The sequence below is a fragment of the Halorussus sp. AFM4 genome, assembly GCF_051194995.1.
Classification (GTDB): domain Archaea; phylum Halobacteriota; class Halobacteria; order Halobacteriales; family Haladaptataceae; genus Halorussus.
Map to the genome: position 1 here is coordinate 978,728 of NZ_JBNTJT010000001.1, position 12,316 is coordinate 991,043.

At 62.5% G+C, this 12,316-nt stretch carries 13 protein-coding genes and 1 pseudogene; 6 read left to right on the forward strand and 8 right to left on the reverse strand.

The window, feature by feature from the left end:
- Nucleotides 1–3 precede the first annotated feature (3 nt).
- The 4 genes from ACQUQF_RS05110 to ACQUQF_RS05125 form a co-directional block, all read right to left on the reverse strand.
- On the reverse strand, nt 4–1,086 hold the full coding sequence (locus ACQUQF_RS05110; RefSeq protein WP_435176431.1) for a branched-chain amino acid ABC transporter permease: 1,083 nt from the start codon (nt 1,084–1,086) through the stop codon (nt 4–6).
- A complete protein-coding gene (locus tag ACQUQF_RS05115; RefSeq protein WP_435176433.1) occupies nt 1,083–1,979 on the reverse strand; it encodes a branched-chain amino acid ABC transporter permease in 897 nt (298 codons plus the stop codon). Before ACQUQF_RS05115 ends, ACQUQF_RS05110 begins: the two co-directional genes overlap by 4 nt.
- A 4-nt stretch (nt 1,980–1,983) precedes the next feature.
- Nucleotides 1,984–3,282: an amino acid ABC transporter substrate-binding protein gene (locus ACQUQF_RS05120; RefSeq protein WP_435176435.1), complete on the reverse strand. Its 1,299-nt coding sequence runs from the start codon at nt 3,280–3,282 to the stop codon at nt 1,984–1,986.
- Between the two features lie 118 nt (nt 3,283–3,400).
- Nucleotides 3,401–4,768, reverse strand: coding sequence for an aspartate aminotransferase family protein (locus tag ACQUQF_RS05125; RefSeq protein WP_435176437.1), 1,368 nt, complete (start codon nt 4,766–4,768; stop codon nt 3,401–3,403).
- Nucleotides 4,769–5,021: 253 nt separating this feature from the next.
- Here ACQUQF_RS05125 and ACQUQF_RS05130 point away from each other — a divergent pair, with 253 nt between their 5' ends.
- Complete coding sequence (locus ACQUQF_RS05130; RefSeq protein WP_435176439.1) at nt 5,022–5,240, forward strand: hypothetical protein; 219 nt, start codon at nt 5,022–5,024, stop codon at nt 5,238–5,240.
- A 22-nt stretch (nt 5,241–5,262) separates the two neighbouring features.
- On the opposite strand, the gene aglM is transcribed toward ACQUQF_RS05130, so the two are convergent.
- Nucleotides 5,263–6,555 (reverse strand): UDP-glucose 6-dehydrogenase AglM, encoded by a 1,293-nt coding sequence (gene aglM, locus ACQUQF_RS05135; RefSeq protein WP_435176441.1) that lies wholly within the window; start codon nt 6,553–6,555, stop codon nt 5,263–5,265.
- A gap of 88 nt (nt 6,556–6,643) precedes the next feature.
- Between aglM and aglF the strand changes: the two genes are divergently transcribed.
- The 3 genes and pseudogenes from aglF to ACQUQF_RS05150 all read left to right on the forward strand — a co-directional run bounded on the left by aglF (nt 6,644) and on the right by ACQUQF_RS05150 (nt 8,286).
- The gene (gene aglF / locus ACQUQF_RS05140) at nt 6,644–7,390 is read left to right on the forward strand and encodes a UTP--glucose-1-phosphate uridylyltransferase AglF (protein ID WP_435176443.1); all 747 of its coding nucleotides are present in this window, start codon (nt 6,644–6,646) and stop codon (nt 7,388–7,390) included.
- Between the two features lie 173 nt (nt 7,391–7,563).
- Nucleotides 7,564–7,935, forward strand: a complete 372-nt coding sequence (locus ACQUQF_RS05145; protein ID WP_435176445.1) for a MarR family transcriptional regulator — start codon at nt 7,564–7,566, stop codon at nt 7,933–7,935.
- A pseudogene (locus ACQUQF_RS05150) lies at nt 7,932–8,286 on the forward strand (type II toxin-antitoxin system PemK/MazF family toxin). The gene ACQUQF_RS05145 and the pseudogene ACQUQF_RS05150 overlap by 4 nt, the downstream one beginning before the upstream one ends.
- Nucleotides 8,287–8,300: 14 nt before the next feature.
- Here the strand turns inward: ACQUQF_RS05150 and ACQUQF_RS05155 are convergent.
- Both ACQUQF_RS05155 and ACQUQF_RS05160 read right to left on the reverse strand, forming a co-directional pair.
- Nucleotides 8,301–8,840, reverse strand: coding sequence for a DUF7342 family protein (locus tag ACQUQF_RS05155; RefSeq protein WP_435177603.1), 540 nt, complete (start codon nt 8,838–8,840; stop codon nt 8,301–8,303).
- A 211-nt stretch (nt 8,841–9,051) separates the two neighbouring features.
- Complete coding sequence (locus ACQUQF_RS05160; RefSeq protein ID WP_435176447.1) at nt 9,052–9,471, reverse strand: VOC family protein; 420 nt, start codon at nt 9,469–9,471, stop codon at nt 9,052–9,054.
- 213 nt (nt 9,472–9,684) lie between these two features.
- On the opposite strand from ACQUQF_RS05160, the gene ACQUQF_RS05165 reads away from it, so the two are divergent.
- Entirely contained in the window at nt 9,685–10,086 is a 402-nt protein-coding gene (locus tag ACQUQF_RS05165) for a hypothetical protein (RefSeq protein WP_435176449.1), read from the forward strand.
- A 161-nt stretch (nt 10,087–10,247) separates the two neighbouring features.
- Here the strand turns inward: ACQUQF_RS05165 and ACQUQF_RS05170 are convergent, their stop codons facing one another.
- A complete protein-coding gene (locus tag ACQUQF_RS05170; RefSeq protein WP_435176451.1) occupies nt 10,248–11,657 on the reverse strand; it encodes an ATP-binding protein in 1,410 nt (469 codons plus the stop codon).
- Between the two features lie 330 nt (nt 11,658–11,987).
- Here ACQUQF_RS05170 and ACQUQF_RS05175 point away from each other — a divergent pair, with 330 nt between their 5' ends.
- Nucleotides 11,988–12,290 carry a VanZ family protein gene (locus ACQUQF_RS05175; RefSeq protein WP_435177605.1) on the forward strand — a complete coding sequence of 101 codons (303 nt, stop codon included), beginning with the start codon at nt 11,988–11,990 and terminating at the stop codon, nt 12,288–12,290.
- Nucleotides 12,291–12,316 lie beyond the last annotated feature (26 nt).

Here is a 12,316-nt window from a genome sequence, read left to right on the forward strand (position 1 = left end):
CGGTCATCGGAAGTCGAAGCGGTCCGCGAGTTCGGAGAGGTTGGCTTTCACGTCTGTCGCGGTCGTCTCGCCGCGCAGCAGGCCGACGATGCCGCTCGGCGCGAACAGGACGGTCACCATGATGAGCACGCCGATCAGCGGGAGGTAGAAGGTCGACTGCCCGAGGAACAGCGACGACAGGCGCTGGAGCAGGAACACGGCGACGCCGCCGAGGACGGGCCCGGTGATCGTGCCGAGTCCGCCGAGCAGCACCATGATGACCATCCGGTCGGTGACGATGGCGGCCAGCACGTCGTTGGGGTGGATGAACGTGATGAAGAACGCGTGGACGCTGCCGAACAGCGCCGCGATGACGCAGGACAGGACGTACACCTGGCGCTTGACCCGCGTCGTGTCGATGCCCAGCGCCTCGGCGGCGTCCTGGTTGTCCCGGAGCGCCTTCACGCGGAAGCCGAACTCGCGGCGCTCGAAGAGCACGTACGCGAGCGCGACGGTGCCGACCGCGAGGGCGAGCATCGCGTAGTAGAAGAACGTCTCGGACGGGCCGCCGGGAATCGGCAGGCCGATGGTCCCCTCGCCGGTCGGGAGGCTCATCCCGAACGTGCCGCCGGTGATCTCGAGCACCAGCGCGAGCTGCTTGATCGCCTCGGCGAACGCCCAGGTCGCGATGGCGAAGTACGCGCCCCGGAGGCGGAGCGTCGGCACGGCGATGACGTACGCCAGCACCGCGCCCGCCACGCCCGCGAGGACGAACCCGCCGACGAACGGGTAGCCGAGCGTGTTCATCCCGATGCCGGTGACGATGGCGCCCACGCCGAAGTACGCGCCGTGGCCGAAGTCGAGGTAGCCGGCGTAGCCGCCGATCATGTTCCACGACTGGGCCAGCCCGATCCACATCAGCGTGCCGAGCGCGATGCGGGTCCAGAACGGGCCGAGCCAGACCGGGAGCAGGACCAGCGCGACCAGCAGCAGGCCGACCGCCCAGCGGGGCGGTCGGTCGAGGCCGCGGATCCGCTCGAGGTAGGTGCCGTGGCTCCCTCCCTCCTCGTAGGTGGCCTGGCTGCCGCTCTCCTCGTCGGTGCTCACGACGCGTGCTCACCCCCTTTGCCGAGGATGCCGGACGGCGAGACCAGCAGCACGACGTAGATGAGTCCGAAGAGGACGAACAGCACGAGCTCGCTGCCCAGGTAGACGGCGGTGAGCGACTGGGCGAGTCCGAGGACGATGCCGCTCACGATGACCCCCGGCAGGTAGCCCAGCCCGGCCAGCACCACCATGAAGAACGCGAAGGCGGTGTACTGGAGCCCCATCCCCGGGTTGGCCGAGAATATCAGCCCGATGAAGACCCCGGCGGTCGCCGTGAGTCCGGCGTACGCGCCGTAGGCGATCGACTGGTAGCGGTTGACGTTGATCCCCATCAGCCGTGCGTTCGTGCGGTCCTCGGCGATGGCCCTGATCGCCATGCCGCCCTTGGTGTTGTACAGGTAGTACATGAAGGCGGCGAGCGCGCTAACGCCGAAGACGGCCGTGACGACCCGCACCGTCGGGAAGATGCCGATGCCCCGGATCGTCACGCCGCCGACGAGCAGCTCGGTCGGCACGTTGCGGGTGTTCGGCCCGAACAGCGTCAGGACCGAGCCGCGGGCGAACAGCGCGAGCCCGAACGTGAACACCAGCCCCATCAGGACGGGCATCGGGCGGTCGCCCGACGTGACGTGGTGGACGAGCGGCTGTATCAGGAACCCCACGACGAAGAACGCGGCGAAGACGAGCGGGATGACGAACACGCCCTCGGAGCCGAGGCTCGGTGCGAGCAGCGCCCCCGCGAACGCGCCGAGCATCACGTACTCGCCGACCGCGAAGTCGATGACCTCCAGCACCCCGAACACGAGCGAGAAGCCGACCCCGATGGTGACGTAGATGCCGCCGAGCAGCAGCCCGTTGATCAGCGTCTGGGTGAGCAGCCCCGGGTCGACCATCGATTTACCGTTCGCTCCACTGCGGGACGGGGTAGGTCGGCTGCCCGCCGCCCTCGGAGCCGACGATGACCGGCGAGCCGTCCTGGTCGAGCTGGATGGCCAGCGGCTTGGTCTTGGCGTTGTTGTGGTAGTACTGGCCCTGGGTCTCGAAGTTGACGGTCCCGTAGAACGTGTTGACCTCGATCCCCTCCAGGATCGACACCAGCTCGTCCTTCTGCTGCTGGTTCAGCGGCGGGCTCGCGCCGAGCTGTTTGAACGCCTCGCCGAAGACGATGCCGGCCGCGGTCGAGCCGGCCTGCGTGTAGTCGGGCGTGCCGCCGAAGGCGTCCTCGGCCGCCTTCACGTAGTCGCCGGGCGTGTCGAACAGGACGCCGCCCGTGCGCTCGACCTGCGGGAGCCAGACGGTCGCACCGAAGGCGTACATCGCGCCCTTGGACCCGGCGCCCTCCTTGAAGCTGTCCGTGTTCACCCCGTAGTGGAACATGAACCCGTTCGGGTTGTAGTCGAGCTGGCGGGCGGCGTTGACGAGGCTGACGTGGCTGCCGATGTGGCCGCCGTGGAAGTGGAAGTCCGGCCCGGCGTTCTTCGCCTGCGTGACGACGTTCGTGTAGTCGGTGCCCCGCGGGAACAGCTCGAACCCGAGGACCTCGACGCCGGCGTTCTTCGCCGCCTTGCGCATCGCCTGGGCCGTGCTCTTCGAGAACGGCTCGTTGACGCCGGTGATGTACACCGACTTCGCCTTCGGTTCGAGGTTGAGGATGTCGGTGGTCGCCCTGTCGGCGATGATGGAGACCGTCGGGATGGTCCCGAACGTGTACTTGGGCTTCTGTTTCCATATCTGGGGCGACTCCGCGCTCCCGGTGATGTGGGGCATCCGGTTCTTCTCCATGATCGGCACGACGGCGAGCGTGACGTTGCTGGAGTACGGACCGAGTACCGCGTCGACGTTCTGCTGGGAGATCATCCGAGAGGCGGCGTCGGCCCCGGTGCTGGGGTTGGACTTCGCGTCGGCGTAGACAAGCTTCACGTTGTGGCTGCTCCCGCCGACCTGGATGCCGCCCTGCTCGTTGACCGTGCGTTTCCAGAGCTCGTACCCGCGCCGGGTCACCTGGCCGCCGAACCGGAGGTCGCCGGACAGCGACGTGACGACGCCGAGTTTGAAGTTGTCCCGTCCCTGTCGGGCCGCGACCGTGCCGACCGCTCCCGTCGCGACGCCGACGCCGCCGACCGCCCGCAGGAAGTCTCGCCGTCTGGTCGCGCTGTTCGTCTCGCTGCTCCGTGTCGTTTCCCCGTTCCCCCTCATCTCGCACATTGGTAACACTGACCAATATAAATAGCTACTCGAATATTTCACAGGCCGGAAACGGGCTCACAACGCTCCCGCGAACCGTTCGCCGCCTTTGGGACAACAAGCTGACTGGTTAGCTGCCAGTCGCGGCCGCGATCGCGTCCGTGACGACGTCCATCCCGGTCTCGGCCTGCTCCTGAGTGAGCACGAGCGGCGGAATGATACGCAGCACGTTGCCGTGGCGACCCGCTGTCCAGACCAGCACACCGTTCTCGTAACACTGCGTCTGCACGTCGAGAACCGCCTCCTTCCAGGGGTCGCCGTCCGCGTCGACGAACTCCGCGCCGACGAACAGTCCCTTCCCGCGGACGTCGGCGAGGTGGGGGGTGGCCTCCGCGACCTCCCGGAGGCGCGTCCGGATGTACTCGCCGACTTCGCGAGCGTGTTCGAGCAGGTCCTGCCGGTCGATGTACTCGATGGCGCGCACCCCGGCCCGCATCGCGGGCAGATTCCCTCGGTACGTGCCGACGTGGCCGCCGGCCTCCCAGGTGTCGAACTCCTCGCGGTACATCGTCGCCGAGAGCGGCAGCCCGATACCGCCGATCGCCTTCGCCATCGGCATGACGTCGGGCGTGACGTCCTCCCAGTCGCTGGCGAACCACTGCCCCGTCCGGCCGAACCCCGTCTGGATCTCGTCGACGATGAGCGGGACGTCGTTGTCCTCGGCGATCTCTTTCAGTCGCGGGAGGAAGCCCTCCGGGGGCGTGACGACGCCGCCCTCCCCCTGGATCGGCTCGACCCAGATGCCCGCCGGATTCGCAAGTCCACCGTACGGGTCTTCGAGGATGGAGCGGACGTCCGCGAGCGACCGCTCCATCGCCTCCTCCTCGGTCACGTCGTGCTTGAAGGAGTAGGGGTACTGCGCGTACTGGACGTCGCTCAAGAGCGGCGTGTACTCGCGCTTGAACTTCTTGGCGCCGGTCAGGCTGAGCGCGCCCGAGGTCGCGCCGTGGTACGAGCCCCGGAACGCGATGAGCCCGTCGCCGTCGGTGTTGTACTTCGCGAGCTTGATGGTGGCCTCGATGGCGTCGCTCCCGGTCGGACCGCCGAAGACGACCTTGTTGTTCCCGGGGAGCCCGCCCGGCGCGATGGCGTCGAGCTTCTCGATGAGGTCGAGGCGGGGCTCGGTCGGGAAGTCGATGGAGTGGACGAGCCGTTCGGTCTGGTCGTTCACCGCCTCGACCACGTACGGGTTGGCGTGGCCGACGTTGAGGACGCCGATGCCCGCGAAGAAGTCGAGGTAGGTGTTCCCGTCGACGTCGCGGAGGGTCGCTCCGCGACCTTCGTCGAACGCAATCGGGACGCGGTCGGGATAGGCGACCGCGCTGCTGTCGAGTTCGCGCTGGCGCTCGAGCAGTTGGCGGGAGTTCGGCCCGGGAACCGTGTCGACGCTCGGTGCCTCGTCGAAGTGGAGCTCGTGGATCGGTGGTGCTTCCCCCATACGACACTGTGAGGCAATCCCACGCATATATGTTCGCTAATGTAGTATTTCAGAGACTCCGGATATTACGGCGCAACGCGTCGCACTTCGACCAGGTCCGGACCAGAAAGTATTCAAGGACTACCGAGAGCTTATTACGCATGTCTCCGGTGGGTGACCAAGGGAGAGAACCGCAACCGAAAAGCGTGCGTGCGTCCGCCGGTCGCGACGTGTACCGAGCAGGCGAGTCGACCGCACGAAGGGGGCGACGACCGTGAACCTCGACGGTGATATCCTCCACCAGCTCGGCGGGGTGACCGGCATCGGCTGGACGGCGTCGGTGCTCGGGTACGCGACAACCGTCGTCGGGTACGGCAGCGGCTACGTCACGCGACTCGTCAGCGATCCGCAGTCGTTCCTCTACGCCGGCGGCGTCCTGTTCCTGGCGACGCTCGGCCTCGACAGGCTGGCGAAATCGGGCAGCGAGGAGTAGCCGTCCCACTCCCCCGCTGCGGTTACCACGTCAGGCCTTCGTAGGTCAGGCCGTCGCGGCGCTCGATCACCCTGCGACCGTCCACCACGACCGGGTCGGCCATCGCGTCGAACTCGTCGTCGAGCGCGGCGAACTCGTCCCAGTCGGTGACGACCAGCGCGGCGTGGGCATCCTCGAGTGCTCCCGCAGCAGAGTCGGCGTACTCGACGTCCGGAAAACGTTCGCGCATGTTCTCGGTGGCGACGGGGTCGTACGTGACGACCTCCGCGTCACGGTCTTGGAGGCCCTCGATGACAGGAATGGCACGAGAGTTGCGGGTGTCGTCGGTGCCGGGCTTGAACGCGAGGCCGAGGACTGCGACGCGCTTGCCGGCGGGGTCGACGTGGCGTTCGAGCAGGTCGAGCATGCGCTCGGGCTGCCTGTCGTTGACCTCGACCGCGGCGTCGAGCAGGGTCGGCTCGTAGTCGGCGTCGCGGGCGGCCGCGATGAGCGCGGCGGTGTCCTTCGGGAAGCAGCTGCCGCCCCAGCCGACGCCCGACCGGAGGAAGCGCTCGCCGATGCGGTCGTCGAGGCCGATGGCCTCCGTGACCTCGTAGGCGTCGACGCCGTACTCCTTGCAGACGTTCCCGAGTTCGTTGACCAGGCTGACCTTCGTCGCGAGGAAGGCGTTGTTGGCGTACTTGATCATCTCGGCCTCCCGGAGGCCTGTCTCGACGAGCGCGGCGTCCGAGTCGGCGAGCAGCGGGTCAAAGACGGCCCGGAGGCGTTCGGTCGCGAGGTCGGTCCGGGTGCCGAAGACCACCTTGTCCGGGTGCTGGAAGTCCTCGACCGCGCTCCCCTCGCGGAGGAACTCGGGATTCATCGCGACGTGGAGGTCCTCGTCGAGGGTCTTGCCCGAGGTTTCGGCCAGAATCGGGGCGATCGTGTCCTCGGTCGTGCCCGGGACGACCGTGGACTTCACGACGACGACGTGCGGGTCGTCCTTCGCGGCGAGCGCCTCGCCGAGCGAGCGAGCGCCGGCTTCCATGATGTCGAGGTCGATGCTGCCGTCGTCTCGGGAGGGCGTCGGGAGCGCGAGTAACGTAATGTCTGTATCGCGGACTGCGGCGTAGTCGGTGGTCGCGCGGAGGCTCTCTCCGCCGTACTCGGCCACGAGGTCGTCGAGGCCCGGTTCGTGGATGGGGGCTTCGCCCGCGTTGATTGAGTCGACGATCGACTCGTCGATGTCGACGTTCGTCACCTCGTGGCCGTAGTCGGCGAGGCAGGCGGCGACCGTCGTCCCGACGTAGCCGCTGCCGACGATGCTGACGTTCATTGTTTCCTTGATTGCTCTGCCGTCCCTTGAGGATTCGGAAACTGGCGAGTCTAAAGCTATTTAACACTCCGTCGGCGTTCCAACGTACATGAAAGCCGTCGTGCTCGCTGCCGGTGAAGGAACTCGCCTGCGGCCACTGACCGAAGACAAACCGAAGGGAATGGTCGAAGTCGACGGGAAACCGATTCTGACCCACTGCTTCGAGCAGTTGGCCGAGCTGGGCGCCGACGAGTTCGTCGTGGTGGTCGGCTATCGCAAGCAGGACATCATCAGCCACTACGGCGACGAGTTCGAGGGCGTTCCGATCACGTACGCCCACCAGCGCGAGCAGAAGGGGCTGGCCCACGCCCTGCTGACCGTCGAAGAACACATCGACGACGACTTCATGCTGATTCTCGGCGACAACATCTTCGATGCGAACCTGGGTGACGTGGTGAAGCGACAGCAGGAAGACCGGGCCGACGCCGCGTTCCTCACCGAAGAAGTGCCCTGGGAGGAGGCGAGTCGGTACGGCGTCTGCGACACGAACGATTACGGCGAGATCACCGACGTGGTCGAGAAGCCCGAGGACCCGCCGTCGAACCTGGTGATGACCGGCTTCTACACGTTCACGCCCGCGATCTTCCATGCGTGTCACCTCGTCCAGCCGTCGAACCGGGGCGAGTACGAGATCAGCGAGGCGATCGACCTGCTCATCCAGAGCGGCCGGACGATAGATGCGATTCGAATGGACGGCTGGCGGGTCGACGTCGGCTATCCCGAGGACCGCGACCGGGCCGAGCGTCTCCTGCGCGGCGAGGACGTTGAGCCGGAGTCCGAGGCGGCGGAAGTTTGAGATTGGTATTTGCCCACCTACTACTGCTTCCCCCGCTATATCAATAATTATCTACCAGTCAGTTTCTGCTTTGGAAGGGAGAAAGGCCGCTCACTATTAGTCCGCGATAACAGCGTTTTCAGTACTTTCATCACTAACGTTCTTATCGCTGGAACTGGTAGCTACTCTTAACGATGTCCATCGACAGGGAGACGTTCGAGAATTCGAGTGAGGACGAACTGAAGGGACTCTCCGTTCCAGACCAGGTGCTCGGGTTTTTAGCCGCACATGACGACCGTGCGTTCGAAGCTCGTGAAATCGCCTCCCAGACTGGACTTGATGAAGGCGCGGTCAGTACGGCGCTTTCGCGGTTGAAGAACCGAAATCTCGTCGAGCACAAGGCGACGTACTGGGCCGTGACCGACGACGACGAGCGGCTAGCCGGGTACAGTGGATATAAGCGGGCGACGGCATTGTTCAACGACCAACTCGATTCGGAGGACAAAGACGAGTGGCAGGAACACTCGCCTGACGAACCACATCCGAGCGTGAAGGACGAACAGTGACGGACGAAGAGGAGACGCCAATCTTCGAACGGGGTGACGTCGTCTATGGTGAGGACCCATTCAAAAGGTAAGGAGGCTGCCCGCCCGTGGCTCATCCTTTCGAACCACAGAAATCGGCCGTTCCACGGGGAGCAGTACATCGCGCTCACGCTCACGACGAAAACGTGGATGGAGGGACTGATCGAAATTCCAGAGGCGAGTTGGATTCGTGGCGGGACGCCGGCCGACAGTCGTATCGTTCCGTGGGGCGTTCAATCGCTGAATCGCGAGGACATCGACTTCTGGCAAGGCCGTCTCGATAGCGAACTCGTCGAAAACGCAGTAACTCTCCTCGTTGATGAACTACAGTAGTCCGTACCGCGGTATCAATCGGTAACAGTCTCATCTCGGCGTGCCACATCCAACAATGCCGCCCGCTGTTCTAGCGTCTTCCATTCGGAGAGAGTTTCCCAGACCTCCTCAACCTGTCCCTCACGGTTTACCAATGACACCCTCCCTGGACTGTCTGCGTCGAACTGCTTCCGATATTCCTGGGCGGCCTCCAACGTTTTCGAGACTTCTTCAACGATCTCTCCCTCCGAATACTGATTCCGAATCTGCTCGATTCTACGCCACCGCAGATACGAGTTGTTCCGCACGTATCTCACGGGCCGTCCAGTAATCTCTCGAACCATCCCCATCGACACGAACCACTCCAGGTAATCCCGTGCCGCCTCCGTATCGCAGTCGGCGCTATCTGCTATCGTCGAAACCTTGGTCGGTTCGCGCAACTGCAATACGACGTCGAGCATTCGCTCTCGCGTCGAACCGCTTTTCAGCACCTCTTCCGGGTCGGCCCACTCGTCGAAGTCAGGCGGTTCCTCAGCTGTATCGCGAACACCATCGGGAGTATCAGTCAAATCTATCCCCTTGTCCCTTAACGAGTACCAACAAATAGAACAGTAAATATCTACTGTCGATTGGATTGTTCCAGCGTGGCTGCCGTGGCGGTAGCGACAAATATGCTGATACGGTGTAACGACAATACGAGTGCCGAACTACTGGCCACTGAGCAAAAGGGAGTACTAGCTGAAGGCGAAAAGAGGTGCTCACAGGCGAGCGTAAGCTTGGGTCGTCCTATGCTTCGAGAACTTCGACCAGATTGCCCTCAGGGTCCCGGAGGAAGAGAATCCGCGTCCCGCTCGCGGTCGTCTGCGGTTCGCTCAGCGTCTCGACGTCCGACGGCAGCTTCTCGTAGAAACCGTCGAGGTCGTCGACCGCGATCCCGAGATGCTTCGCGCCGGGCTGGTTGACGCGTTCGGTGTCGCGATTCTCGCCCGCCGGGTCGTATTCGACAAGTTCGACGCGGGCCGAGCCAGCGTCGAGATGCGCGAAATTCCCGATTGCTCCCTCGACGTCGACGCCCGTCGAGAAGGCCTCGCCGGACACCGAGAAACGGTTGAGCACGTCGAGGCCGAGGACGTCTCGGTAGAACTCGACCGCGCGGTCGAGGTCGGTCACGGTCACGCCGAAGTGGTGCGCAGATAGCTCCGTCATAGGTTACATTGAGAGCAGTACTGAGAAATTTCTGTCTCTCTTCGACAAGTAGGCGGTGACGGCCCAGACTGCTCAATGTTAGTCGACAAGGGAGATGGCCAAGTCAGACACAAGATAGAATAGCAGGAGAGAAAAGGAACAGACAGGGCCGAGCGAGAGGAGTTGCCAAGGCAGCGATACAAACTAATTCTTTGAATCTCGATTAGAGGAATCATGGGACTGTACGATTGGGTGAAAATCGAAGACGGTCTGGACATCGACCTTCCGGGTTTCGATGGCGATCCGACACCGGTTGAGTGGCAGACAAAGACATTTAGCCGCCCGCAGCTTGCCGTGTACAAGATAACGCAGGATCGGCGACTCTACAAAGAAGATGCCGAATACGACGTCCGTCCTGAGGAGGAACGGCCGAGGTACGATGAGGAGATCAGCGGCTTCGAAAACGAGTGGAAGAAAGCAGCGGGGATGCTCGAAAAAACGCGTGAAGGCTGGAGCGATACGAACTATCACGGAATTTTGGAGTTCCACAGATCCATCAACGGAGAGGCTCTCGCTTACGAAGCAAAATTCACCGATGGTGAACTGGTGGAACTTGAGCGCGTCAACCGATGGTGAACTGAACGAGTTTGTTGACGTCGCTGGCATCGTATTCGAATATACAGAGGTCGTCCCCAAACTCCGCCGACTCTGCTTGGTCAACTACCTACGGCGTTCACCGTGGTTTTCTCCTGCATGTCGTATAGTTCGTCACGGCGATAGCACACTTGAAATTGAAGTTAGGACGACGCTGCTTCTCGATTGGCTTCCACAATGTCGGTCGGCGTGAACAACGAGACATCGTCTCGCTCGGCGGCGGTCTGTTCGAGTCCGTCCGAGAAGCCTGACCGGCAGAAACAGCAGTAGTGGTAGTCGGGCGATCCGCCGTTCGGTGGCGTCCACTGGACGTGTGTTGCACTCCGTTCGAGGTCAGCTAAATCACCCTCAGTCATTTCTCGGGTCATGTACTTGCACTCGCCAGCGACGAGCGTCCCATCGCTCGCCAGTCCGACGACGTCGAGTTCGTGGTCTTTGTGCCACCAGTAGCCGATTCCCTGATACGTGTTTGGAACCAACGACGGAAGCCTGTTCTGACAGACGATCTCGAACATGGACCCCATGTACTCCGAGAACGTCGGCTCGACGAGCTGTTCGTAGGCGTCGTCACCGAGTTGTGCTAGTTTCCCTGTTTGCCCGTAGACGTAGCGAAACCAGAAGCGGAACAGTGGTTCTTTCAGCCGGTACCTGCTCTTCCGCGTTGCATTCGGGTTTGCTGTTACCGGAATATCTCGTTCGACCAACCGGAGACGCCGGAGTTTCGAGAGGTACGACCCGAGCGCGTTCGAATCGAGACCAGCGAAGTCAGCAATCTCGTTCGCCTCGCGCTTGCCCGTGGCGATCGCTCGGAGGATCGTGTAGTACGTCTGTGGCTCACGGATTCCGAACTCCGTCCGTAACAGGAATTCTGGCTCGTTATGAAGTACGCCATGTTCGGAGAGTACGTGTGATTGGATATTCTCAGAAAGCGATGCGGACGAAGTGAGCGCCTGGAGGTAGTACGGGGTCCCACCGAAGACGCCCCACGTTTGGATGATCGAATCCGCGTCGTCTTCCGGATAGAAGCGTCGCGCATCGTCAAGCGCGAGCGGTGGAAGATCGATCGTGGCCGTCCGTCGACCGTAGAGTGGACTCCCTCCACCGAGAACCTTCTCTTCCATGATACTGATCGAGGAGCCGACGAGGACGAGCGTCATCGCCGTCTCTTCGAGATGCATGTCCCAAACGCGCTGCATCTTCGAGGGAACCGCATCATCTGATTCGATAAGATACGGGAACTCGTCGAGGACGACAACCGCATCTTGGCGACCGAGTGCCCGGAGGAGTGCCTCCCAGTCTCGCTTGATGTCTTCGACGAGCGGGAACGTCTCGCGTGCAGTCTCAACGAAGTTCGTCAATTGCACTTCGGACGTCTCCTCGGTCGCTTGCCAGTAGATCGCGTCATCTCGACCCCGAACTGCTTCACGAACGAGTGTACTCTTCCCCAACCGACGACGTCCATATACGACGAGTAGTTCCGCGGTGTCGCTCTCGAACTGTGAGCGCAGCATCTCGAGTTCGTCTTTCCGATTGACGAAGCGCGGATGAGCCATACTCCACCTTCGGGCCGAACGAAGGTAATACTGGCGATTATCTAAATCACGATTTTACTAATCACGATTTTACTATTTGTCGGTCAGGGCCACGGATAGCACGCCGGAACACCTATAGTCGTTACTATCGACTGATTTACTGAACTGCTATGATAAGTGAAAACTACTTGAGGTAGATTTATATCTAGCGGTCGAAGGGCTTTGTCTATGTCGCGACTTCCGGTTCCGTTGCTTCCTCGATGGCTTCGCTGGACCAGCGTGGTGGCAGTTGCGAGCCTGATCGTCTACTTCTCCGTGTTCCGGACTGTCCCTGCGCCGCCAGGTGGTCCAATGGATCTGGCCCAGCTCTGGGACAAGAAACTCCATTTTACGGGGTATGCCGGCTTTGCGTACTCGCTCGCATATGCCACTGTCGAGTCTCGGCACCGTCCGCGAAGTCGTATTGGCGGTGTTCTCGCCACTGCGTTACTGTTCGGGCTAGCGATTGAATTGATACAGGGAACGCTTCCGATGCGGTATTACAGTGTCGTCGACTTGCTGGCGAACGTTATCGGTGCAAGTCTCGTCCTGCCCTGGTTCCTCGTAGAATCACAGGTCCGGTATTGTAATCCGCGACGGGCGTTCGAAGCGTAGATGCCAGCCACGAGTAGACGTGAAAG